This window comes from Corynebacterium sp. AOP36-E1-14 (assembly GCF_052377495.1).
Classification (GTDB): Bacteria; Actinomycetota; Actinomycetes; order Mycobacteriales; family Mycobacteriaceae; genus Corynebacterium.
Window position 1 is genome coordinate 122508 of the sequence record NZ_JBQSWV010000003.1, and the last position, 22987, is coordinate 145494.

The following is a 22987-nucleotide window of genomic DNA, read 5'->3' on the forward strand; positions in this document are numbered from 1 at the left end:
GGACGGCTGCCGGGGTCACCGGGGCTGGCCAACGCTACTTGCTGGGCACCACCACGGTCCGCAGTTCCGTGGTGGCGCACAGCTTGCCGGACGCGGCGTTGACGTGCTCGATGCGCCACAGCTGACTGGTCCGGCCGGTGTGCACGGCGCGTGCCGTCGAGCGGATCACGTCGCCGGGGGTGGAGGGGCGCAGGAAGTTCGTGGAGTTGGTGGTGCCCATCACCAGACCGCCGCCGCCGGCGATGTAACCGGCGAAGGACCCGGCCGACTCCCCCATCGTCGCGTAGATCCCGCCGTTGGTGATGCCCCAGGGCTGCACGTGGTCCTCGGTGATCGTGAGCTCCACGACGACCTCCGGGAGGAACTCGACGTAGCGCAGGCCCAGCGTCCGGTCCAGTGACGGGATCGACGTGGCGAAGATCTCCGAGAGCTCGGCGGTCTGTGCCTCGGTGAGCTCCGAGGAGCTCGCCGAGCCCATCAGCTCCAGCATCCGTTCCATGGCTGCACTCTGCCCGGTGGCCGTGTCGTTCTGCGTCACTGTCTGTCTCTCCCTCACGTACGTGTGCTCCGGCTGCTCCGGTGTGTTTCCCGGTGAGTCTAGCGACAGTCGGACCGCCGCGGGCGAAGATGGACGGGTGGGCGCTATCATGGTGCACCATGACAGATTCCTCCGCACAGATCGGTGTCGTCGGCCTCGCGGTGATGGGTTCCAACATCGCCCGGAACTTCGCCAACCACGATCACACCGTCGCCGTCTACAACCGCACCTCCGCCAAAACGGACGCGTTCATGGCCGAGTTCGGGGACACCGGCAGCTTCGTCCCCTCCGCCACCGTGGAGGACTTCGTCGCCTCCCTCGAGCGTCCCCGCCGTGCCCTGATCATGGTCCAGGCCGGTCCCGCCACCGACGCAGTGATCTCCCAGCTCGCCGACGCCATGGAGCCCGGCGACATCATCATCGACGGCGGGAACGCCCTCTACACCGACACCATCCGCCGCGAGGCGGAGATGTCCGAGCGTGGCCTGCACTTCGTCGGCGCCGGGATCTCCGGCGGCGAGGAGGGCGCACTCAACGGCCCGGCGATCATGCCGGGCGGCCCGGTCGAGTCCTACGAGTCCCTCGGCCCGCTGCTGGAGGACATCTCCGCCAAGGTCGACGGCACCCCCTGCTGCACCCACATCGGCCCGGACGGCGCAGGCCACTTCGTCAAGATGGTCCACAACGGCATCGAGTACGCCGACATGCAGGTCATCGGCGAGGCCTACCACCTGCTCCGCTACGCCGTGGGCATCGAGCCGTCCGAGATCGCCGACATCTTCCGCACCTGGAACGACGGCGACCTGGACTCCTACCTCATCGAGATCACCGCCGAGGTGCTCTCCCAGACCGACGAGGCCACCGGCAAGCCGCTGATCGACGTCATCGTCGACGCCGCCGGCCAGAAGGGCACCGGCCGCTGGACGGTCAAGGCCGCCCTGGACCTGGGTATCCCCACCACCGGCATCGGCGAGGCCGTCTTCGCCCGTGCGCTGTCCGGCGCCCGCGACCAGCGCGCCGCGACCACCGGCAACCTGCCCTCCGGCGAGGTCACCACGCTGGACGCCCTGGGCGTCTCGAAGGACGACTTCGTCGAGGACGTCCGGCGTGCGCTCTACGCCTCGAAGCTGGTGGCCTACGCCCAGGGCTTCGACGAGATCAAGGCCGGCTCCGACGAGCACGGCTGGGACGTCGACCCCCGCGACCTCGCCACCATCTGGCGTGGCGGCTGCATCATCCGCGCGAAGTTCCTCAACCGCATCGTGGACGCCTACAACACCGACCCCGGTGTGCAGTCCCTGCTGCTGGACCCGTACTTCAACACCGAGGTCGGCGGTCTGATCGACTCCTGGCGTCGGGTCGTCGTGGCGTCCACGCAGCTCGGCCTGCCGATCCCGGTCTTCGCCTCCTCGCTGTCCTACTACGACTCCCTGCGTTCCGAGCGGCTGCCCGCCGCCCTGATCCAGGGTCAGCGCGACTTCTTCGGTGCCCACACCTACGAGCGCACCGACCGCGACGGTCACTTCCACACCCTCTGGTCCGCCGACCGCAGCGAGGTGGAAGCGTAACCCGTGTCAGGTCAATCAGAAGGACGACGAAGCGCCAGTGCCGGTGGACAGAACCGGCAGAACCGGCGCCGTAAGGTCGTCCGGGGCAGTCGTGCGGGTGCCTCAGGCACCGCCGGCGGCTCCGAGAATCCCGGCAGACGTTCCGGCAACCGGAGCCAGCAGGGTAACAAGCAGCAGGGCAACAAGCAGCAGGGCGCCAAGCGTGGCGGCCAGCAGGGCAACAAGCAGCGCCCCGCCCAGAAGAACCAGCAGAAGAACCAGCAGCCGAAGGTGCAGCAGCAGGTCCGCCAGCCCAAGGTCGCCGCACCGGTTCCGACCGGCCCGGCCGCAGGCGTGGACACCTCGGTACTCTTCGCCGACATGGGTCTTCCGGACCCGGTGGTCAAGGAGCTGACGGCGCAGGGGCTCAAGCACCCCTTCCCGATCCAGGCCGCCGCCATCCCCGACGGGCTGGCGGGCAAGGACGTCCTGGGACGCGGTCCGACAGGTTCCGGTAAGACGTTCACCTTCGGTCTGCCGCTGATCACCCGTCTCACCGGCGGTGCCTCGCGCCCGGGCAAGCCCCGCGCACTGGTGCTGGTGCCGACCCGCGAGCTCGCACAGCAGGTCGCCGGACGGCTGCGCCCGTTGGCGGAGTCCGTCGGCCAGCGTGTGATCGAGGTCGTCGGTGGCGTGAACATCAAGCGCAACCTCACCGCCCTGGCCCGTCCGGTCGACCTCCTGGTCGCCACCCCGGGGCGTGCCGAGGACCTCATCCGGCAGAAGGCCCTCGACCTGTCCCAGGTCGAGATCGTCGCGCTGGACGAGGCCGACCAGATGGCGGACATGGGGTTCCTCCCGCAGGTTCGCCGCCTCGTCGACCACATCCCGGCGGATGCGCAGCACCTGTTCTTCTCCGCCACCCTCGACGGGGACATCAAGGTCCTCGTCCAGCGGTACATGAACGACCCGATCACGCACTCCACCGGTGAGGTCCGGGCGAAGGTGGACACCATGTCCCACTTCCTCGGTGTGGTGGACGACAAGACCGCCCGCAACGACGTGGTCCTGCAGCTCGGGCGTGCCTCGACCCGCACGATCATGTTCATGCGGACGAAGCACACCGTCGATCGTCAAGTCAAGAAGCTTGTCCGTGACGGCATCCCCGCTGTCGGCATCCACGGCAACAAGGGTCAGGGCGCCCGCACCCGGGCGATCGAGGAGTTCTCCGACGGCCGTGCCACGGTGCTGGTCGCCACCGACATCGCAGCCCGCGGCATCGACATCAAGGGTGTCGACCTGGTGGTGCACATCGACCCGCCGGCCGAGCACAAGGCCTACGTGCACCGCGCAGGACGCACCGCCCGTGCCGGCGAGTCCGGCACCGTGCTGACGCTCACCACCGCGGATACCCGGCGTGAGACCGAGCAGATGATGCGCAAGGCCGGGGTGAGCCCCACCGTGTGGGTGCTCGACCGTCACGGCCTCACCGCCTACCTCGGCGAGCTGGGGCTGGACAGGTAGGACTGGGATGGACATCCTGCTCAGCATCCTGGGGCTGGTCGGCTTCGTCCTGTTGACCGCCGGCACCGGGATCTTCGTGGCCGTGGAGTTCTCCACGACCAGCCTGGAGCGCTCGACGATCGAGGACGACATCGCCGAACGCGGCGACGCCGCCTCGCACATGGTCAAGAAGGCCCACAGCGGCCTGAGCTTCATGCTGTCCGGCACCCAGCTGGGCATCACGGTGACCACCCTGGCCACCGGCTACCTCGCCGAACCGATCCTGGCGAAGTTCTTCACCCCGGTGCTCGAACTCGTCGGGCTCGGCGCCTCCGCGTCGACCTCGGTGGCGCTGGTGCTGAGCCTGGTCATCGCCACGATCCTGTCGATGGTCTTCGGCGAGCTCGTGCCGAAGAACCTGGCGATCGCCAACCCGTTGCAGACCGCACGGCTGCTGACGCGGCCGGTGTGGATCTTCAACACCGTCTTCCACCGGTTCATCCAGCTGATGAACAACGCGGCGAACATGATCGTGCGACGTTTCGGCATCGAGCCCGCAGACGAGCTAGCCTCGGCCCGCTCCCCGCAGGAGCTCTCCGCCCTCGTGCGGCACTCCACCGGTGCGGAGGGCTTCGACCAGTCGAAGGTGCGCATCCTCGACCGTTCGCTGAAGTTCGGCGACACCAGCGCGGAGGACTTCATGACCCCGCGATCCACCGTGGACACCCTGGAGACCACCGACACCGCACTCGACCTCATCCGTGAGGCCCACGAGTCCGGTCACTCGCGCTTCCCGGTGGTCAACGGCGACCTGGACGAGACCATCGGTGTCGTCCACGTCAAGGACGCCCTGACCGTGCCGGCGGACGAACGGGCCACCACCACGGTGCGTGACCTGGCCCGCCGAGTTCCCACCGTGCCCACCAGCCTGGGCGGCGACGCCGTGCTCAACCTGGTGCGCTCGGCGGGCTCGCAACTCGTGCTCGTCGTCGACGAGTACGGCGGCACCGCCGGCATCGTGTCGATCGAGGACGTCGTCGAGGAGATCCTCGGCGAGGTCTGGGACGAGCACGACAACCGTGAGGACTCCGAGGTCCAGCGCAGCGGGCAGTTCTGGGACGTGTCCGGGCTGCTGCGTTGCGACGAGCTGGAGGACGCCTGCGGCTACATCGCCCCGGACGGCCCCTACGAGACCCTCGGCGGACTCATCATGACCACGCTGGGCCGCATCCCGGTCGAAGGCGACCGCGTCCTGCTGCCCCGGGGCGAACGCGACCTGATGGAACGCATGACCGACGGTAACCCGGTGCGCTGGGAGGCGACGGTGGAGTCCATGGACATCCGACGTGTCGACCGGGTGCATCTGCGCCCGGTGCCTGACAGCGGCGCAGATACCGGCACAGACACCGACAACACGGAATCCGCACAGGGAGGTGGTCAGGATGGGTGACCTCTGGGCCATCGCCTTCGCCGTGCTGTTGCTCGGCCTCAACGCCTTCTTCGTGGGCGTGGAGTTCTCGTTGATCTCCTCACGCCGCGACAGGCTGGAGAACATGATCGCCGCCGGCAACCGTCGGGCGGACAAGGTCCTCTACGCCACCGAGCACCTCACGATCATGCTCGCCGGTGCCCAGTTCGGCATCACCGTGGCCTCGGTGCTGCTCGGCAAGGTCGGCGAGCCCGCCATCGCGCACCTCATCGAGGCACCGTTCCACGCCGTGGGGCTGCCGGACAACCTGCTCCACCCGGTGGCGTTCGCGATCTCGCTGCTCATCGTCACGGTGCTGCACATCATCCTCGGTGAGATGGTGCCGAAGAACATCGCGCTGGCCGGCCCAGAGACGGTTGCCACGGTTCTGGTCTCCCCTCACCTGCTGTTCTGCCGTCTGGTGCACCCGGTGATGGTCTTCCTCAACTGGATCGCCCGGGTGACGTTGAAGATGGTCGGCGTGGAGCAGAAGGACGAGCTGGACGCCACGGTCTCGCCCTCGGAGCTCTCGCAGATGATCGCCGAGTCCCGCTCCGAGGGGCTCATCGGCCCGTCCGAGGCGACGCGCCTGTCCAAGGCGCTGAACTCCTCGAAGCGCACGCTCAGCGAGGTGATGATCCCGCTGTCGGACGTCGACACCATCGCCGTCGACGAGACCACCGGACGCATCACCGTCGGCCAGGTCGAAGAGGCGGTGTCGCGTACCGGCTACTCCCGCTTCCCCGTGACCGGGACGGACGACGGTTACCTCGGCTACATCCACGTCAAGGACGTTCTCGACAACCTGCTGGACGCCTCGACGGGCCCCGACCAGCTCGTCGACGAGCACGACATCCGCCCGCTGATCACGGTGGAGGGTGGCGTGAACTTCGACCACGCGATGAAGGAGCTGCGCCGCACGAGCTCGCACATGGCGCAGATCTCCGACGGCGGGGTCGTCGTCGGGGTGATCACCCTGGAGGACGTGATCGAGGAACTCGTGGGAACGGTGAGAGACTGGACCCATGACGACTGACACGCGAGACCTGACCGCCACGGTGCTCACCCCGCAGCAGTGGCGCGCACGCCAGGAACACCACCGCGCGACCGTCGACAAACTCACCGCCGGGCGTCGGGAACGCCGCTCCCGCGGTGAACGTCACCCGGTCTGGGACTTCATGTACACCTACTACCCGGTCACGCCGGGCAAGCTGGGCCGCTGGAACCCGGGCTTCGGCGTGTCACTGGTCGCCGACGGCGACGAGCGTCCCGGCACCGCCGGGACGCTGCGGGAGACGACCGCGCCGGACGGAACGGCGCTGTGGGAGCTGGACGCCGACGCCCTGATGGCCAAGCGCGGCACCAGCTTCACCTACATGCGCCGCCTGCTGGCATCCACGCTGGGGCGTCCGGCGCGGTTCAGCTGCTTCGGCATGCACGAGTGGGCGATGGTCTACCGGGACGCACCCCGTCACCCCGAGCCGCTGCGGCTCGGACGCGAGGCCACCGACGGGGTCGTGGAGGCCAATACGTTGCGGTGCACCCACATCGACGCCTTCCGCTTCTTCACCGAGGACGCCGTGCCGCGCAACACGCTGAACCCCACCCGTGAGACGCAGGCCGACATGGAGCAGCCGGGCTGTCTTCACGCCACGATGGACCTCTACAAGTGGGCCACGAAACTCGGGCCGCTCGTGCCCGGGGAGCTGTGGCTGGACACCTTCCGCCTGGCGTGCGACGTGCGCCGCACCGACATGGAGGCCAGCCCCTACGACCTTTCCGCCTGGGGTTTCACCCCGGTCGCGGTGGAGACGCCGGACGGACGGGCGGAGTACGTGCGCCGCCAGCGTGACTTCGCCGAGCGCGGCCAGGTGCTGCGCCGGGCGTTGGTGGATATCATCGACGACTTCTTCCGCTCCACGCAGCGGGCATCCCGAGGAAACGGAGACTGACCATGGCACGACACAGCGCAGCGCAGAGCCCGGTCCGGGTGGCCGGGTGGGTGTGGTTCGCCCTCGTGGCGGTGATCCTGGTCGTCGCGCTGGTCGTGGGGTGGTTCGTGTTGGCCTCCCGGCAGTCCTCCGACGAGGCCGAGGGCGCCTGCATCGACGGCGATCAGGAGCTCACCGTGTGGGCGGACCCGGCGGCCGAGGACGTGGCCCGGCAGCTGGTCGCCGACTACAACGACACCGAACCCGTGGTCCGGGACCGGTGTGTGACCGCGTCGGTGGAGGTACGCTCCACCGCCGAAGCCACGCTGGCCTACCGGGGTGGGCAGCCGGGTGTCGCCCCGGTGTGGATCCCCGCCGGCACCGGTTTCATCTCGGGGCTCTCCGGCGCGCCGAACGAGGTGCCTGTGGTGGGGTCGGACGACCTGGTGCACCGGGTCCCCGAGGGGGCCGACGCCGACGTGGCACGCGCCGTGCTGCCCACGGGTGCGGCGTCGATGGTCACCGCCCTCGCCGCGGAAGCGGCCGGCGTCCCCCTGGACATGGAGTCGGACGCCACGCTGGAGGCACTGCGGGCGGCGCCGGACGTTCAGGCCGCCGTGGACGAGAACCTGCCGGTGCTCTCCTCGGCGTCATTGCTCGGCGAGCAGGCTGGCGGAAACGATGCCACCGTCGGCGAGGTGCAGTTCCCGCTGGTGGCCTTCGGGTCCTCCCCTGCGGTGGACGAGAACCAGGCCCGGGCTGCGGCTGACTTCGCGGAGAAGGCCGATGCAGAAGGCACAGGGGAATCAGTTACAGCTGAGCCCGCGTCCCCCTGGCTGAGCAGGGTCGCGGGCGTGTTGGCGGATGTGCCTCTGGGCTGAGAGATCTGGCTAGGAGGACTTCTTCAGACGGCGGGCGGCCAGCTCGTCGGCGGGGTCGAAGGCGCCGTCGGGCTGAACGACGGGTTCGGCCGGCTCGGAGGGGAAGGCGGTGATCGTGCCGCTGAGTTCCTTCATCAGGCCCGGCACGGCGATGCCGAAGACTCCCTGTCCACCGGCCAGGAGGTCGATGACCTCCTCGGCGGAGCGGCACTCGTAGACGGTCTTGCCGTCGGAGACCAGGGTGATGCCGGCGAGGTCGTCCACGCCGAGGTTGCCGAGCTTGTCCACGGCACGGCGGATGTTCTGCAGGGAGATGCCGGTGTCGAGCAGGCCCTTGACGATCTTCAGCACGAGGATGTCGCGGAAGGAGTACAGGCGCTGGGAGCCGGAGCCGTGTGCGGTGCGGATCGACGGCTGCACCAGCTTGGTGCGTGCCCAGTAGTCGAGCTGGCGGTAGGTGATGCCGGCGACCTGGCAGGCGATGGTCACCCGGTAGCCGACCTCCTGGTCGGGACCCTCGACGTCGAACAGGGTGTCCTGCTGCGGTGCCGGGACAGCCTCGCCGGCGGGCGTCGTGCCCTGCTCGTGTCCGGACTCGCCCCGGGCGTCACTGCGCTCCATGCTGATTCTCCTCTGTTCGGCGTGTCTGCTTGCACACCTGTGATTCACTGCTCTCAAGATTAGACGGGATGGCCGTGGAGTCAACAGGTGAGCACGAAAACCTCACCCGGGGGATCCGCATCCCTGACCCTCAACCTGAGGTCGAGGGTAATGCTAACACGAGAATTCACCCGACACCCGTGTAACAACACGCGTGTCATGCACGGAAAAAACAGAGAACCCCCGGCCACGGTCCGTGGCCGGGGGCGTGGAGGAACCGGCGTCAGTGAGGCAGCTTCCCCTTGATCAGCGCCGCGTGCAGTGAGACGACCAGGGCGCTGACCTCCCGGCTGACCTCGGCGGAACGCTCCCGGGCGTTCTCGTCACGACCGTGCGCGACCGGCCCGGCGACCTGGTTGACCAGGTCCGCCTGCCGTTGCGCCTGGGTGACCAGTGTCTTGAGGTGCCGGTGGTCGATCCCGTACTCCCCCATCTTCGCCGCGATGCGCACCACGTCGACGTCGTCGACGGAGAAGAACCCCGCCGCGTCCGGCGTCAGCAGGGAGATCTTCACCAGCGAGGCGACGACCGAGTCCTCCACCCCCGCCCGCGAGGCGACGTCCGCCCGGGTCAGTCGTCGGACGGTCGCCTGACGGAACTGCTCGGGGGTGACCGTGCCGGCCACGGAACGACGCGAGTCCACCGGGGTGACCTTGCCCGAGTCCATCGCCTCGAGCTGCTCCTTGATGACCTTCAGCGGCAGGAAGCTGTCGCGCTGGTTGGCCAGGATGTAGCGCAGCCGCGAGATGTCCTCCGGGGAGAACCGCCGGTAACCAGACTTGCTGCGCTGCGGGGTCACCAGCCCCTCAGACTCCAGGAAACGGATCTTGGAGACCGTGACGTCCGGGAAGTCCGGCTGGAGCTGCTTGAGGACGTCCCCGATCGACGACGTGGGCAGAACCCGCCCGGCGGTGGGCCGGGACTCAGGCTGCGGCTGCCCGGCGGCTGCGGCGTTCGCTGACACAGTGCTCCTCACATCAGGTGCGGGTCCGGTGACGTGGTGTCGACAGGGGTGATACTACCGAAGAGGGTGGACCTCAGGCGTCCTTCGTGCCGTTGAGGAAGACCAGACGGAACTTGCCGATCTGGATCTCGTCGCCGTTGCTCAGCACGGCGGAGTTCTTCGGCTCGCGGTTGACGTAGGTGCCGTTGAGGCTTCCCACGTCGACCACCTCGTACTCCTCACCGTTGCGGCGGAACTCCGCGTGGCGACGGGAGACGGTCACGTCGTCGAGGAAGATGTCGCTGTCGGGGTGGCGGCCGGCCGCGGTCGTGTCCTGGTCGAGCAGGAACCGTGAACCAGCGTTCGGCCCACGCTTGACCACGAGGAGCGCAGAACCCGACGGGAGACCCTCCACACCTGCCGGTGCGGACTCGGACTGCGCACCGGTCTCCATCTCCTTGAGGAGGTCAGCACGGAAGACCGAGGTCGTCTCGACCGATGCATCCGGGATCCCGGTGTTGTCGCTCATGTTTCAGTTCCTCCTGGAATCTGTTGCAGTGTGACCATGGCTCCGGCCGCAGGTCGCGGCTGGAGCCGATGAGAAGAGCAGACGGTACGCCTGCAAGCCTTTCCCACCATACTACCCGGCGGCCCCGCGAGACTACGGAAAGCCTCGCCGAAACCGGGTACCCCCACCGTGCGGCGGGGTCGTGCGGCTATCCGGAACCCTACCGGAAACCTGCCGGACCCTACCGGAACATCGCCGCGATCGAGCCGACCACGCTGCCTCCGGTGCTGGACAACGGGTTGTCGTTGACCATGTAGGTCCACGTCGCACTCGGCTTGTGCAGTCCCTGGCCGGCCAGGTCCACCCCCTCGGAGGTGATCTCGACCTCGCTGAAGGTCTCCCTCGCCTTGGCGACCGCGCGCTCGGCGAGTTCGCCGAAGGCGGCGATCGACATCCGGTGGAACTCGTCGATCGGGCTCTCGCGGGCGATGGCACGCAGGTGGATCGACTCACGGATGTCGTCCAGGTAGGCCAGGTGGTCGCTCCACTCCACGTCGAGGTGGTAAAGCATGATCTCCCGGGCCGCCTGTTCCAGCACCTCCTCGGGGATGCCCTCGGCCTGCAGGCGTCCGGCCTTCTCCACGTCGTGGTAGCTGAGGTCCTGCCAGGCGGTGTCGGTGTCGAGCACCTTGGCACGCCGGTCGTCGACGATCTCACGCTGGTCGTTGATCAGCTTGTTGTACTTCCACGTCGTGGCGTGGATGTCGAGCATCTGGCCCTCCGCCACGCGCTGGCAGTGGTCGATGAACTGCAGCACCTTGCGCTGTTCCAGGCGTCCGTCCTCGCCGGGCTCGGCGCGCAGCTCCTCACCGGCACCGCCGGTGTTGACCACGTCGTCCTCCAGGGAGACGAAGAACACCGAGGAGCCCGGGTCACCCTGACGCCCGGAACGCCCACGCAACTGGTTGTCCAGACGCTGGGAACGGAACCGCCCGATGCCGACGACGTGCAGGCCGCCGAGCTCCACGACGTGCTCGTGGTCGTCCTCGTCGCGTCCGCCGAGGCGGATGTCGGTGCCTCGGCCGGCCATCTGCGTGGACACGGTGACGTGCCCGGCGCGTCCGGCCTCGGCGACGATGCCGGCCTCCGCCTCGTGGTTCTTGGCGTTGAGCACGCGGCACTGCACGCCGCGTTCGGCCAGAGCCTCGGCCACGCTCTCGGACTCGGCGATGTCCTGGGTACCGACGAGGACGGGCTGACCGGTGCCCTGGACCTCCACGATGTGGTCCACGGCGGCGGCGTCGCGCTGCTCCTCGGTGGTGTAGACACGGTCGGCCTCGTCGAATCGACGGTTCGGCAGGTTGGGGTCGATGACGCTGACGGACAGCTCGTAGAACTGGCGCAGCTGGTCGCTGGCGGCCACCGCGGTACCGGTCATGCCGCACTTACGGGGGTAGAGCCCGAGCAGCGCCTGCACGGTGATCTGGTCGAGGATGCGCCCGCCGTCGGTGACCTGCAGGCCCTCCTTGGCCTCCACGGCGGCCTGCAGGCCGTCCGGCCACCGCTGCAGTTCGGCGACGCGGCCACGCGAGCCGTCGATGAGGGCGACCTTGCCGTCGCGCACGATGTAGTGCACGTCGCGGGTCAGCAGGTGCTGGGCGTGCAGCGCGACGTTGACCTGCGACAGCAGGGCACCCGCGTCCGCACCGTCCACCGCCTCCACAGCGTCCACAGCGTCTGCACCATCCGCGCCGTCCTCTGTATCCGCACCGTCCCCGGCATCCCCGGCGTCCCTGGCAGCACGGGCATCGTCACCGGCACCGTAGAGGGACTCGATCCCGAGGCCCTTCTCCACGAACCGCGCACCGGAGTCGCTGAGGAACACGTTGCGGCGGTCGCCGGAGACCGTGAAGTGCCGGTTCTCCTCCATACGGCGCACCAGGTCGGTGATCTGGCCGGTCGGGGCGGGCCCCGGCTCAGATCCGGCGAGCACGAGGGGCACCAGCGCCTCGTCGACCATCACCGAGTCCGCCTCGTCGATGACCGCCACGTCGGCCGGGGTACGCACCGCGTCCTCCCGGCGGGTGATCAGCTGGTCGCGCAGCACGTCGAAGCCCATCTCGTTGACCGCACCGAAGACCACGTCACGGGAGTAGACGTCGCGGCGCTCGTCGGCCCCGTACTCCTCGGCGATGGCGCCGTGGGTCAGGCCGAAGAAATCGAGCAGCGGGCCCATCCACTGCTCGTCGCGGCCGGCGAGGAAGGAGTTCACGGTGATCAGGTGCACCTTGCGCCCCTGCAGGCCGTAGCCCACCGCGGTCATCGCACCGGTGAGGGTCTTGCCCTCACCGGTGGCCATCTCCACCACGTCACCGACGAGCATGCGCAGGGTGCCCTGCAGCTGGACGTCGAACGGCCGCATGCCGATCGTGCGCTCGGCACCCTCCCGCATCGCCGCGAGCAGCAGCGGTGCGTCGTCCACCGAGGGGGTGTCTCCGGCGGTCACGCAGGACCGGGCGATCTCCACGACCTCGGCGTCGGTGGCGCCGGACAGTCGCTCCACGGCCTTCGCCGACTCGGACACGATCGTCTTCGACTTCTTCTGGTTCGCCGTCGCCGACGAACCCATGGCCTTCCAGAACCAGCCGAATCCGGCCATCCTCGCCTCCGCTTGCTGCATGTCTCAGGGGTCGTGCTTCGCACGCTGTCGGTTGCAAGGATAGTCGGCACGCGCCCGTGCGGCACACCACTGGGGCACTACTGCGGCATTACCGCGGGGCACTACTGTGGGCCGGGTGACTTCGAGAAGCGTGACCTCCGTCGACGTCGAGTTCCGCGGTGCCGACGTGGCAGGACGCCCCGTGCCCGTGATCACCGGCACCGTGGACCTGCCCGGCGACGCGCGCGGGCTGTCCCCGCAGGAGTTCCGTGAGGCCGGCGTCCCGGTCGCCCTGTTCGCCCACTGCTTCACCTGCAACGACTGGTCAGGATTGTCCACCAGTGTTTTTATCATCGATGCAGGTCAGAACGTTCCCGCCAGTCTCGCCAGTCGCGTCGAAATGGGGGTCTCGCGGGTCTCCTATGGGATGGATGCGGGATGAGCCCCTCCCCTCGCGCCGGGCACGGGCCGACCTGCGCGGGCCCCCGGACGCAAGTAAGACCCCCACCGTCGGGGGAGACGGTGGGGGCCGGCAGGGTCAAGTGTTCACCTATCTCCCGCACTGTTGAGCATAGTCGCCAAACGTCTGTAGCCAGCCAATAACGGCAATAGTTTTCCCGACGAAGTTGAGAGCCCCCACCGTCGCGGAGACGAAGGGGACTGTCGGGGAGCTGCACGCCTAGGGGGATCGGCGGCGCTCAACCCTGGCGGAGCGACCCCGATGGTCCCCCGCCGAAGATCAGCGTACCGGGCACCGGTGCCGGTGTCCCCGGAACGCAAAAAAGCCCCCGCACCGAAGTGCGGGGGCTTTTGTCGCCAGAGGCGACGGGCTCTTAGTTGATGGAGCCGCGGACGAGCTCGATGGCCTGAGTGAAGAAACCGGAGATGGCGTCGACGATGTTTCCGATGATTTCCAGCATGGGGATACCTTTCGATAGAAGTACATGGTTGCAACGATGCTCATGCTCCGTTGCTTCACCGGCCCTACCGATAAGGACCCTGAACTCGCTACGCTGCCGATAACATACGCCCCCAAAAAGGGGTGCCGACGCGTCGTCGTCGCAGGACAAAAGGCATAAACGAAAACCGCGCACCACCCCACTGCGAGGAGTCGGTGCGCGGAGTCCCGAAAGGTCGATGCATGCTGGAGCATCTGCTGCGCGTGATCGATCCGTCCCCGAACACGCACAACGTAACGCAATCCCAGGACAACCTACTCCGCACGGGCGCTAGTTCGGGGGATGGTGCAGGTTCTCGTGAGAATTCACCAGCAACGGCGACCATGACGCGTGACCCCCGATACCCCCTCGCGGCAGAGACCAATCGATCGCGAGGGGGCACCCAAGGAGCCAGGACAACACAATCCCGACGGGGCCGACGTTGGCGCCGACCCGTAACCGAGGATACAGGCCGAAAACTCACGGAACACAAAAAGACCCCCTCCAGGCCGAAGCCCGGAGGGGATCAGACACCGCCGAAGCGGTTGAGGCTACTTGGCCTCGCCGCGACCGATGGAGCCGGCGACCAGGTCGATGGCCTGGGTGAAGAAGCCGGCAACGGCGTCGACGATGTTTCCAATGATTTCCAGCATGGTAATGCCTTTCGATAGAAGTATATGGCTGCAACGAGGCTCATGCTCCGTTGCTTCACCGAGACTACCGCTGAGAAGCCTGAAGGTGTTACGTCGGGGATAATATACCCCCCAAAAAGGGGTCTTGCCTCCGTATTGTCGCTGGCCACGGTGAAAAAAGAAAACCGCGCACCGTCCCACAGGCGGGGAGTCGGTGCGCGGATCCTCGAAGGGCGATGCATGCTGGCGCATCTGCTGTACGTGGGTCATCACTCCCCGCACACTCATACCATAGCTCACCCCCAGGCAAAACTACTACCCACAGGGGCTAGTGAGCGGGGTGGTCAAGGTCCTCGTACAGCTCCGCCGGCAACGGCGGCCACGACGTGTGGTCCGGGAACACACTGCGCCACGCACGAATGTGACGCACCGCGGCAATCAGTTTCGGCTTCACCGTCCCCAGCTCAGAGCGCAGCGTCCCAACCTCGGTACGTAGACTCTTCAGCTCACCGCGCACCTCCTTCATATCCTTGTTCACCGTGTCCAGGTCCGCCGCCTGACGCTCGGCGTACGCCTGCCAGTTCGGCCCCTTATCCGACGACAGCTTGATCTTCGCCACCAGAATCAGCACCAGGCCGCTAATGAACCCCCCGATGATCGTCACGTCCATCAACTGGCACCTCCCGGACACGAATCTCGGTGCGCACACCTCGCCACACCGCCCAGGTCACCAACGCGACGATCATCAGATACCCGATCGACGACACCCACCCACGGGTCATCTCCCCGGTGTACGTCGCCCAGATGAACGACAACGCCCACAACAGGTGGATCGACACCCCGCAGGCCACGGAAATCGCCGCCAGCAATGAACGATGCCACGGTGCGGTGAGCAAACACAGCCCTCCGACGGCGATCCACACGAGCGACCAGGCGGTCATGCTCACCCACTTCTCCGCCGGATGACTGCCGCCATTGGAGTAGTCGATGTAGCTGATACCCCGGGCGATACACCCCAACCCGAGGATCACCAGGGCTGTGGCGTCGGTCAGCAGGCCGTCCCGGATGCGCTCAACCGGGCCACGGAGTACCTGGGGTAGGTGGTCGACGGGCATCATTGCCCCCCGGGATAGACGCCCGGGCCCGACAAGTCCGGCTCCAGCTCCACCACAGCCTGATCATGCCGACCGTAGGGCTGATCGTAGACCGAGCGCACAGCGTCCTGGACCTGCTGGGGTAGCCCAGCGATAGCCTGTTCAACCCGGGCGGGTAGCTCAGCCAACGCGGACTGCACCTGCACCTGAACACCCCGCGCCTGGTCCGTGGCGGCCTGCAGCTGTGGCGTCGTTGCCGGATCATCCGACCCCGGTTTCGTCTTCACCGTCGCTAGGAACAGCAACGCGCCAGCGACGACGTTGCCGATCTGGTTGACCAGCGGATCGATCTGGTCTTCGGGGATGATTCCCAGGCCACCGAGGATGGTGACCGCCAGGGCGATGACGGCGTAGGACATCTTGCGCTGCCACCACTGCTGATTGAACTTCGTTTCACGCTTGGTGTCGGACATTACTTCTTCCCTTCGTTGATGATGGCGCGGAGCTCGTCGGCGTGGGCGATGGCGAGCATCTGCGGCACGGTCGCCGACCCGTACTTCTGCAGGTTCTCGCGGCCCTTGGTGATGAGGTCTTCGATGCCCCAGCCGGTGAAGGTCGGTTCCCCGTCCTTGTGGCCGGATCCGGCGAGCTGCTCGAGCCCAAGGCGTGCGTAGTCAGTCACGGTGTTCTCCTTAGGAGTGGATGGTGCAGCGGTCTTACCGGTCAGTAGCTTCTCCAGGTCGGCGCGGGTGCCCTTGTAGGCGTTGGCGTCCACTCCCCACCCGGCGATGGACGCGCCCTCGGTGAACTGCCACATTGCGACGCTCAGGCCGCCGTACCCGGCCCAGCCGGGGCCGTTGTCGCCGCCGGCACGGGCGTAGGTGCCCTTCATCTCGCCGCCACCGGACGGGTAGTTCGACGACCACAGTGGCGGCAGGCCCGCCAAGGACGGTGATCCGACCTGCTGCCAGTACCACCGCGGCAGGTAGATCAGCGGGGTCTTGTAGCCGCGCTTGTTCAGCTCGGCGATCGTGGCCTTCCAGTGCGCCACGGACCGGCCCGAGTTGTTCTCGATGTCGAGGATCGCCGGGACGCTGGTGTCGTTGACGTAGTCGGCGAACGCCTGCGCCATCTGCGCCGGGGTGCTGTTGTGCCAGACGTAGAGGTACGCGGCGACGACCAGGCCGTTGGCGCGGGCGTCCTTGAGGTGGGAGTGGAACACCTTGTCGCGGAAGGTGTGGCCCTCGGTGGCCTTGAGGATGGCGAACTGTGCTCCGGCGGCCTTGGCGTGCTGGAGAGCGAAGCCGTCCTGGTGTCCGGAGATGTCGACGCCGAACGTGGTCATGGGTCCTCCTGATGTCGGGGGCGGGTTGGTTGTGCCCGGTGCGGTGGCTCCTTTGAGCCATGCGGCAGGGTCGCGGTGCTTGCCGCCGGTGCGGCCGGGAGGCCCCCAGATCTCGAAGTGGACGTGAGGGCCGGTGGTGACGCCTTCGTTGCCGGACACGCCGATCTGCTGGCCGGCCTTCACCCGGTCGCCGGCCTTCACGAGGATGCCGGGATGATGAACGTGGCCGTAGATCAGGTCGACTCCGGCGGACGCCTGGCAGTCGAGCCAGATCCAGGAGCCGAAGCCGGAGACGCTGCCCTGGGCACGGTCCTTGCCCTGCACCACCACGCCGTCGGCGGGCGCGTAGATCGGTGTGCCGACCGGGCAGGCGAAGTCGAGGCCTGCGTGGAACGTGCCCCACCGGGAGCCGTAGCCGGATGACACGGTGTACGTGCCGGGCTTCATCGGATGAGTAACCATGTGCCCTCCTTTGGGCAGAGAAAAAGCCCCTGTGCGGGGCTATGGGGTCGGATCGGGGAAGGCAGTGATCTTCCGGATCTCTGTCGTGGAACCAGTAACGGTGGTCGGCGAGGTAACGTGTCGACGCACCGCATAGCACCGCAGATTCCGGCCGGGCGTGGTGACCGACACGTCACCAATCGACACGCTGCCGCCCCCGTATCCGGTCTGCACGGCCTCTACGACGATCGCCCACTCACCATCCGGAAGGTCGACTGGCACGGACGTGGACGGCGTCGAGGGCGACAGATCCAGGGGCACGGTTGCCCCGCCGATCTTGCCGACCACGGGTCCGAGCGTGAGATCACTCATCACCGGTCACCTCCTCCACACTGTGCACGTCGCCGCCATCGGTATCCCAGACGTTGTCGACCGGCAGCGCGGCCTCCGGTGGTGCCCACGGCACTACACCGTCCCACGGCCACAGCGCAGGACGCGCCCGCACCAAAGCCTCCAGGGCAGTCAGCCGGTCGACGACAGCGCGTAGACCACGGACCTGGTTGATCTCGTGCTCATGCTCCGTCGGATACCGCGGATCAGACAGACGCTCATCATTGCCCCGCACGTAGCCGGACATGACCTCATCCCACCACGGCAGGTCCTCCCTGGCGTGCTGATGGGAGGGCATAACCTGCACCACCAGGCTCGCGGTACACACCGCGTCGAGGTCCTCCTGCGTCCACGTCGCAGCCACCGCCACAGCCTCATACCGCGACAAGTCCACGACCACCGTGGCAGACCGGTGAGTCTCCGGAGCGCCCTCCGGCAAGGTGACGATCGTCGACGCCGTGCCGTCCGACCGACGACCCCGCAAAGCCAGAGACGATCCACCACACCAGTCGACAGTCACCGTCACCCGATCCAGCCACAGTGGTGGGGTCAGCCACTCACCGTCGAAATCCCACCCGGTGGGTGTCGTCGCCGGGTCAGCGACCGCATTACCCCACCCCGGGCCCGGTGGCACAACCTGCACCGACGCGCCCGGCGCCGCCAGCGACAGGGCAGGCACACGCGGATCATCACCCGACCCAGCCAAGTCACCCGTCATCTGGATCAGACCCCGCGTCGACTCCGACGCGGCCGGCAGATCACCAGTGGCGATGTCCTCCGCCTGGGCCGCCGCCTCACGCGCAGCATCCCGGTACCCACGCCCCTCCGTCGCCGCCGACCGGGATTTTCCCGCAGCCGCCTCCGCCGCGACCTTGTGCCCCTCGGTGATGCCCGTGGCCTCCGAGACAGCATCACGCACCGTCTGCCCCGCGGTGTCAGCATGCTGCCCGGCGCGGGTCTCGTGCCCGGCGGCGTTGTCCTCCGACGTCTTCGCGTTCTCCTCGGAGGTCGCTGTGGCCTGACGGTGACCGTCCGCGGCCGTCGAGTGCTCGCCAGCGGTGTCTGCGTGCCCCTTCGCCCGGGACTCGTGCCCAGCCGAGTTCGTCTCGGAGGTCTTGGCGTTCCGCTCGGACATGGCCGCGTTGGCCTCGGATGTAGCGGACGCGCCCGCACTACTCGCCGAGTCGCTAGCCTCACCCGCCGACCGGTCCGCCTCCTTCTCAGAACGAGTTGCCTGCCGGGTGGCCTCCTCCTGATGCGCCAACGCATCTGCCTCGGCCTGCACCGCTGTGGCTTCCGCCTCAAGCACACGCTCGGCGGACCCCACCCGATCGGCAGCACGCTCGGACCGATCCGCTTCCCCCTCGGACCGGTCAGCCTGCGCCCGGGACTCCCGTGCGGCAGCCTCCGCACGAGACACCACAATCGGCTCCCACTCGACCTGCTCACCGATAAGGTCCGCCAGATTCCAGCGCTGATCGTCGTCCGGGATGCCGATCTCCCACTGCTGGCCATGAGACACCCCTCCCTCCAGGCGGACGATCACGGGCCCCGGGTCCAGCTCCTCCGTCTCGAACAGGCCGCCGGAGTCCTCCATCTCGATGCGGGCCAGCTCCACCAGCGTCAACGCGGAGCTGTTCATCGCGGGGCGGGCCTGCGTAGCGGAGATCACCACCGCCGTGCCCTGCTGATCAAACGGGGCGCCCTGCACATCCCGCAGGTCACCATACAAAACAGTCATCCCTGCTTCGCCTCCTCTTCAGTCTCGTTGGGCACGACCTCGTCACCCTTGTTCTCCACATCCGTGGAGTGCCTAATCGCGGCCATCATGCTGTAGCGGTAGCCCCCGTCCCACCAGCGCCATGCGCCGGTCCACGTCTCCACGTCGACAGTGCAGCCCGGCTCATCAATCACGACCGGGAAGATCGACAGCAGAGTCGACGCTCCCTTCGGGTTGATGACTCCGGTGTCCGACATGGTGGAGGCATCATCGGTAACCGTGTGATACACCGTGCCGTCCGGCCGACGGATACGCACCGTCTGCTGGATCATCGCGTTGCCGCCGTAGCCGGTACCCCTCGCCCGGTTCTTCACCATCACGAGCCACGCACCCACGCCATCGAGCACCAGTCGCCCCTGCGAATCGATGCGCGTATTCTTCGCCGGTCCGAGCTGCTTGTCGAACGGCATACGGCGCACATTCCCGCCGAAAATCCCCCACTCAGCGTTGATGTTGCGGGACATGTAGGAGAATCCATACCCGGGCAGGCCGAACAGCAAGTTGATTGAGTTCTCCAGCCCCTCCTGGCCGTTGCGGATCTCGACGGCGGCCTCCTCGACCGGGGCGAACGGGCCACCGGTGACAATCCCCGACAGGGCATTCATGATCGCCCCGCCGATACCACCGACGGTGTCCTGCATCGACCCGGCCAGCCCCGCGCCCAAATCATCCCCAGCCCTACCAAGGGCACTGATGTCCTGAGGCGACCCGTCCCAGCCAGGCTCGTAATGGTCGGGGGAAACACCCATGTCAGTCCTCCTCGTCCAGCGCAGCGCGCAACGCGGCCCGCTGCTCCGGTGACAAGCTCTTCACGTCGACCGTCTGGGGCGTGATCGGCTCCCGGTCCTCCAGCGCCCCGATCCACCGTCCGTCCTGATGTGGTGAGCCCTGACCCCCGAGCGAGTCGTACTTCAGCTGCGGGCCCAGACGCACCGTCCACCTCCACTGCCCCGTGCCCAGCGTCCCAACCATCCGGCCAGTCCTCGGGTCCAAGCTGATACCCGGCGGTAGCTGCTCCGACCATGCCGCGGCGTACTCCGCCCCCGGCACGACCTCGTCGACCTCGCGGTCGTCTTTCCAGTCACGGAAATACTCCACCGACGTGGGCTCCACGTCGTGCAGCTTCACCCCGACCATGTCGAACAGGAACGTGGCAAGCTCATTCATCATCTCCGGGGTGAACTTCATCCCCATCGGATGGAGGAACAACTGCGCCATCGGGTGGTACCCCTCGGGTGCGGGGTGCTCAAACATGAACCGCATCTGCTGATTCGTCACAGTGACATTCCTCCTGAGGGCTACGGTATGGCCGTTTTCACCCGATCAATGGCCGACGACAGGGTTTTCACGCTCCGCTCGAGTGAACGTTCCGGCGATTCACGGAGTCGGGGATCACCCAGCCCGAGGGAGACGTCGTCACCGTCCGGGGTGACGGACACATCCCACTCGGCGACGTAGGTGGCGAAGACGATGCCGTGACTGATGACGCCCGCCTGGTCTCCGGCAAGGTAGTCGCGCCCGAGGACGTATGGCTGACCATCCCCCACGGTGAACTCGGTGCCGACACTCCCCTGTGTGGACTGCAGGCCGGTGAATCCCGCCTGCAAACTCGACAGGCTGAAGCCGTCGCCCGGAGTCACTATCCCGCGGTAGCGGTACGGTCCATGCGCCACCGCCCGGGCCGAACTGCTGTACTGCGCCCAGGCGAACAGCTTGTCCTTGAGCAACTCCCCCTGGACGTGCCCGATGAAAGCGCCCGCAGCGACAGCGAGCGGGGCCAGTGGCGGAAAGAGCATGCCGACACCGGCTCCGATCCCCTGCCACAGAGCGTTCGACCCGGCGGCGATCAGGCTGTTCACGATCTGCGGGGAGCGCCCGCCGACGATCACGTGGGAGTCGGTCGACTTCCGGACGATCAGTCGGTGCTCAGTGCCGTGCATATGGTCGGCTGACCACACGCACCACGCGTGCGGGTTCTCACCGTCGAACCACGAGTCATCGAGGACCAGGGCCTTAGTGGTCTGGTCGCCCGAGATCGTCGCCCGGATACCGCGAATGATATCCGTCGGCTTACCCGTCGACGACGAGTCGAAGGCTCGGGGTTTGACGTCGATCCAGATAGTCGGCTTCGTCAGCGTGACGTGCGACGGTGCGGGCTGCTCGTCACCGGGCAGCCAAAGGTCAAGGGTGACCAGCAGCCCCGCCGCGTCGAGGGTGGACTCGAACGTCTCGCCGGCCATGTTGAACCGCGAGTCGAGCACCGTCCACTCGGTGGTCAGGGACTCGTGGATCGGATTGACCATGATCGGCCAGTCCTCCTCGCGGATCCTCGACCACGTCGACGGTGACCACATGTCCCACAGCGCCAGTAGCGACGACTGGAATTCGCGGGCGAGATTCGCCTGCATGAATTCCTTGACGACCCGGAGGCTGTCACCGAAGCGAATATCGGCATACTTCAGCTGCGCGAGCAACGGAGACCCCGGAGAAGCCCAGAGAGGCAGGTGATTCAGATGCTCGAAAAGGCCCTCGCCGAGGACAGTCACCGACGACACCGTGTCGGTCTGGATCAGCTCCAACTCCGCCAGACGGTACGTCACCCGGTAGTACGGAGTCTCCACGATGATCCAGAACCACTGCGAGAGCAGCGCATTCGGGTCCGTGGCACCGTCACCGTCCGCCATGAGCAGCGTCGGCACCGACGGATGATCCCCCGGCAGGGTCAGGTCCACTGCTCCGGCCGCATTGGCCTTGTCACCGTACGACCCCTGCAGGAATCCCGACAGAGAGCACACCGGCACCATGTGATTGTCCGCCAGCCAGATCGTCCGGGCACCGAGTGCATGCTCGGCCCGGCGCGCAGCCTGCCACGACTCCCAGTCAAAATCGGCAGCCTGCAGAATCTCCGTGTCGGACAGGACGTCCACCATGTCACCACCTCCACATGTGCGAATGCCGTGAGGTCAGCCGACCCACACAGCCGTCGAATCTCCACCGCGCTGTCGAGTGAGCATCCACCGGGGCCGGGAAAAGACGACCCCGCATCCCGCGCCACAGGTCGGGGGCATCCACCCCGTCGACCGTCACGCGAGACGCGAAAGCCGGGTCGGTCTCCAGCACCGCCGTGCGCCCACCGGTATCCGGCAACGCGACCTCCCCGATGCTCGGCGCGGTGACCGAGGCATTTGCCCCGGACCACTGCACGACAGGCCATGCCGGAAGGTCGCCGGCGTTGGCGAGGGTGGAGTCACCGTGGTGAGACACCGTCTCCCCATGCCAGCACCCCTGATACGACGTCACATCGAAATCAACATCCAGCCACGGCAGACGAATAGAATCCGGCGACTGCTCCAGATCAGGCTCCACCGACGTCCGAACAATCGGACACGTCAACGTCCCCCGACCCCGATGCGTCACCCTAAGAATCGACTCCGCCAACGGGGTCACCCCACGCATCAGCAGGGAGAATGTCTCCATCAGGTCGTCGGTCTCCTCACGGTGCAGACGCAGCGACCATGAGGCCTCCATCTGCTCCGTCTTCCACGACACCGGCGACACTCCGACCTGCGAGGTGGTCTGCCGGGCGGTCACCTGGATTGGTGACGCCAGGCCCACCGGGCCCATCAGCACCGCCCCCTTACGCCCCGGTGCGGCGTCAGACAGTGCCCACTGGATCCCCCACCTGTCAGTGAGGGATATCTGCATCGGCTCCGCCACCAGCCACCACCT

22 protein-coding genes are annotated in these 22987 nt (G+C 67.2%); 7 read left to right on the plus strand and 15 right to left on the minus strand.

All coding sequences use genetic code 11. The features are described 5' to 3' along the window. Nucleotides 1–34: 34 nt before the first annotated feature. Nucleotides 35–538, minus strand: coding sequence for a PaaI family thioesterase (locus ACT3TD_RS02590; RefSeq protein WP_367620299.1), 504 nt, complete (start codon nt 536–538; stop codon nt 35–37). A 119-nt stretch (nt 539–657) separates the two neighbouring features. On the opposite strand from ACT3TD_RS02590, the gene gndA reads away from it, so the two are divergent. From gndA to ACT3TD_RS02620, 6 genes are all read left to right on the plus strand, one after another. After that, nucleotides 658–2106 (plus strand): NADP-dependent phosphogluconate dehydrogenase, encoded by a 1449-nt coding sequence (gene gndA, locus ACT3TD_RS02595; protein WP_301442620.1) that lies wholly within the window; start codon nt 658–660, stop codon nt 2104–2106. Between the two features lie 360 nt (nt 2107–2466). Further along, on the plus strand, nt 2467–3609 hold the full coding sequence (locus ACT3TD_RS02600; protein WP_301442624.1) for a DEAD/DEAH box helicase: 1143 nt from the start codon (nt 2467–2469) through the stop codon (nt 3607–3609). 7 nt (nt 3610–3616) lie between these two features. Beyond that, complete coding sequence (locus tag ACT3TD_RS02605) at nt 3617–5038, plus strand: hemolysin family protein (RefSeq protein WP_444614830.1); 1422 nt, start codon at nt 3617–3619, stop codon at nt 5036–5038. Next, entirely contained in the window at nt 5031–6092 is a 1062-nt protein-coding gene (locus tag ACT3TD_RS02610) for a hemolysin family protein (RefSeq protein ID WP_301442618.1), read from the plus strand. Before ACT3TD_RS02605 ends, ACT3TD_RS02610 begins: the two co-directional genes overlap by 8 nt. Beyond that, nucleotides 6082–7008, plus strand: a complete 927-nt coding sequence (locus ACT3TD_RS02615; protein WP_301442617.1) for a 3-methyladenine DNA glycosylase — start codon at nt 6082–6084, stop codon at nt 7006–7008. The genes ACT3TD_RS02610 and ACT3TD_RS02615 overlap by 11 nt, the downstream gene beginning before the upstream one ends. Before the next feature lie 2 nt (nt 7009–7010). After that, nucleotides 7011–7868 (plus strand): hypothetical protein, encoded by an 858-nt coding sequence (locus ACT3TD_RS02620; RefSeq protein ID WP_301442616.1) that lies wholly within the window; start codon nt 7011–7013, stop codon nt 7866–7868. A 9-nt stretch (nt 7869–7877) separates the two neighbouring features. Here ACT3TD_RS02620 and ACT3TD_RS02625 read toward each other — a convergent pair whose 3' ends face one another. From ACT3TD_RS02625 to secA2, 4 genes are all read right to left on the minus strand, one after another. After that, nucleotides 7878–8489, minus strand: coding sequence for a MerR family transcriptional regulator (locus tag ACT3TD_RS02625; RefSeq protein ID WP_301442615.1), 612 nt, complete (start codon nt 8487–8489; stop codon nt 7878–7880). Nucleotides 8490–8751: 262 nt separating this feature from the next. Next, a complete protein-coding gene (gene ftsR, locus ACT3TD_RS02630) occupies nt 8752–9492 on the minus strand; it encodes a transcriptional regulator FtsR (RefSeq protein ID WP_301442614.1) in 741 nt (246 codons plus the stop codon). Between the two features lie 73 nt (nt 9493–9565). Then, nucleotides 9566–10000: an oxoglutarate dehydrogenase inhibitor Odhl gene (gene odhI / locus ACT3TD_RS02635; protein ID WP_441579485.1), complete on the minus strand. Its 435-nt coding sequence runs from the start codon at nt 9998–10000 to the stop codon at nt 9566–9568. A gap of 220 nt (nt 10001–10220) precedes the next feature. Continuing rightward, nucleotides 10221–12638, minus strand: a complete 2418-nt coding sequence (secA2, locus tag ACT3TD_RS02640) for an accessory Sec system translocase SecA2 (RefSeq protein ID WP_301442623.1) — start codon at nt 12636–12638, stop codon at nt 10221–10223. A 136-nt stretch (nt 12639–12774) separates the two neighbouring features. On the opposite strand from secA2, the gene ACT3TD_RS02645 reads away from it, so the two are divergent. Then, nucleotides 12775–13080 carry a hypothetical protein gene (locus ACT3TD_RS02645; protein ID WP_444637941.1) on the plus strand — a complete coding sequence of 102 codons (306 nt, stop codon included), beginning with the start codon at nt 12775–12777 and terminating at the stop codon, nt 13078–13080. Between the two features lie 1456 nt (nt 13081–14536). Here the strand turns inward: ACT3TD_RS02645 and ACT3TD_RS02650 are convergent. Genes ACT3TD_RS02650 through ACT3TD_RS02695 form a run of 10 tightly spaced genes read right to left on the minus strand, consistent with a single transcriptional unit; the run spans nt 14537 to nt 22975 of the window. Continuing rightward, nucleotides 14537–14878 (minus strand): hypothetical protein, encoded by a 342-nt coding sequence (locus ACT3TD_RS02650; RefSeq protein WP_444637942.1) that lies wholly within the window; start codon nt 14876–14878, stop codon nt 14537–14539. Then, a complete protein-coding gene (locus ACT3TD_RS02655; RefSeq protein ID WP_444637943.1) occupies nt 14847–15326 on the minus strand; it encodes a hypothetical protein in 480 nt (159 codons plus the stop codon). The genes ACT3TD_RS02650 and ACT3TD_RS02655 overlap by 32 nt, the downstream gene beginning before the upstream one ends. Beyond that, nucleotides 15323–15775 (minus strand): hypothetical protein, encoded by a 453-nt coding sequence (locus ACT3TD_RS02660; RefSeq protein ID WP_444637944.1) that lies wholly within the window; start codon nt 15773–15775, stop codon nt 15323–15325. Before ACT3TD_RS02660 ends, ACT3TD_RS02655 begins: the two co-directional genes overlap by 4 nt. Beyond that, on the minus strand, nt 15775–17109 hold the full coding sequence (locus tag ACT3TD_RS02665) for a GH25 family lysozyme (protein ID WP_444637945.1): 1335 nt from the start codon (nt 17107–17109) through the stop codon (nt 15775–15777). The genes ACT3TD_RS02660 and ACT3TD_RS02665 overlap by 1 nt, the downstream gene beginning before the upstream one ends. Before the next feature lie 39 nt (nt 17110–17148). After that, a complete protein-coding gene (locus ACT3TD_RS02670; protein ID WP_444614847.1) occupies nt 17149–17460 on the minus strand; it encodes a hypothetical protein in 312 nt (103 codons plus the stop codon). Continuing rightward, complete coding sequence (locus ACT3TD_RS02675; RefSeq protein ID WP_444637946.1) at nt 17453–19219, minus strand: hypothetical protein; 1767 nt, start codon at nt 19217–19219, stop codon at nt 17453–17455. Before ACT3TD_RS02675 ends, ACT3TD_RS02670 begins: the two co-directional genes overlap by 8 nt. Then, nucleotides 19216–20007 (minus strand): hypothetical protein, encoded by a 792-nt coding sequence (locus ACT3TD_RS02680; RefSeq protein WP_444637947.1) that lies wholly within the window; start codon nt 20005–20007, stop codon nt 19216–19218. The genes ACT3TD_RS02675 and ACT3TD_RS02680 overlap by 4 nt, the downstream gene beginning before the upstream one ends. 1 nt (nt 20008) lies before the next feature. Next, the gene (locus ACT3TD_RS02685) at nt 20009–20536 is read right to left on the minus strand and encodes a hypothetical protein (protein WP_444626655.1); all 528 of its coding nucleotides are present in this window, start codon (nt 20534–20536) and stop codon (nt 20009–20011) included. 20 nt (nt 20537–20556) lie between these two features. Further along, entirely contained in the window at nt 20557–22188 is a 1632-nt protein-coding gene (locus tag ACT3TD_RS02690; RefSeq protein WP_444626653.1) for a Gp37-like protein, read from the minus strand. A gap of 1 nt (nt 22189) precedes the next feature. Then, nucleotides 22190–22975, minus strand: coding sequence for a hypothetical protein (locus ACT3TD_RS02695; RefSeq protein ID WP_444626651.1), 786 nt, complete (start codon nt 22973–22975; stop codon nt 22190–22192). Between the last annotated feature and the right edge of the window lie 12 nt (nt 22976–22987).

What these genes read in the sequence shown, in the direction of transcription:
- gndA (WP_301442620.1), top strand. Translation starts at nt 658, where the DNA reads ATGACAGATTCCTCCGCACAGATCGGTGTCGTCGGCCTCGCGGTGATG.
- ACT3TD_RS02600 (WP_301442624.1), top strand. Translation starts at nt 2,467, where the DNA reads ATGGGTCTTCCGGACCCGGTGGTCAAGGAGCTGACGGCGCAGGGGCTC.
- ACT3TD_RS02605 (WP_444614830.1), top strand. Translation starts at nt 3,617, where the DNA reads ATGGACATCCTGCTCAGCATCCTGGGGCTGGTCGGCTTCGTCCTGTTG.
- ACT3TD_RS02610 (WP_301442618.1), top strand. Translation starts at nt 5,031, where the DNA reads ATGGGTGACCTCTGGGCCATCGCCTTCGCCGTGCTGTTGCTCGGCCTC.
- ACT3TD_RS02615 (WP_301442617.1), top strand. Translation starts at nt 6,082, where the DNA reads ATGACGACTGACACGCGAGACCTGACCGCCACGGTGCTCACCCCGCAG.
- ACT3TD_RS02620 (WP_301442616.1), top strand. Translation starts at nt 7,011, where the DNA reads ATGGCACGACACAGCGCAGCGCAGAGCCCGGTCCGGGTGGCCGGGTGG.
- ACT3TD_RS02625 (WP_301442615.1), bottom strand. Translation starts at nt 8,489, where the DNA reads ATGGAGCGCAGTGACGCCCGGGGCGAGTCCGGACACGAGCAGGGCACG.
- odhI (WP_441579485.1), bottom strand. Translation starts at nt 10,000, where the DNA reads ATGAGCGACAACACCGGGATCCCGGATGCATCGGTCGAGACGACCTCG.
- secA2 (WP_301442623.1), bottom strand. Translation starts at nt 12,638, where the DNA reads ATGGCCGGATTCGGCTGGTTCTGGAAGGCCATGGGTTCGTCGGCGACG.
- ACT3TD_RS02650 (WP_444637942.1), bottom strand. Translation starts at nt 14,878, where the DNA reads ATGGACGTGACGATCATCGGGGGGTTCATTAGCGGCCTGGTGCTGATT.
- ACT3TD_RS02655 (WP_444637943.1), bottom strand. Translation starts at nt 15,326, where the DNA reads ATGATGCCCGTCGACCACCTACCCCAGGTACTCCGTGGCCCGGTTGAG.
- ACT3TD_RS02660 (WP_444637944.1), bottom strand. Translation starts at nt 15,775, where the DNA reads ATGTCCGACACCAAGCGTGAAACGAAGTTCAATCAGCAGTGGTGGCAG.
- ACT3TD_RS02665 (WP_444637945.1), bottom strand. Translation starts at nt 17,109, where the DNA reads ATGGTTACTCATCCGATGAAGCCCGGCACGTACACCGTGTCATCCGGC.
- ACT3TD_RS02670 (WP_444614847.1), bottom strand. Translation starts at nt 17,460, where the DNA reads ATGAGTGATCTCACGCTCGGACCCGTGGTCGGCAAGATCGGCGGGGCA.
- ACT3TD_RS02675 (WP_444637946.1), bottom strand. Translation starts at nt 19,219, where the DNA reads ATGACTGTTTTGTATGGTGACCTGCGGGATGTGCAGGGCGCCCCGTTT.
- ACT3TD_RS02680 (WP_444637947.1), bottom strand. Translation starts at nt 20,007, where the DNA reads ATGGGTGTTTCCCCCGACCATTACGAGCCTGGCTGGGACGGGTCGCCT.
- ACT3TD_RS02690 (WP_444626653.1), bottom strand. Translation starts at nt 22,188, where the DNA reads ATGGTGGACGTCCTGTCCGACACGGAGATTCTGCAGGCTGCCGATTTT.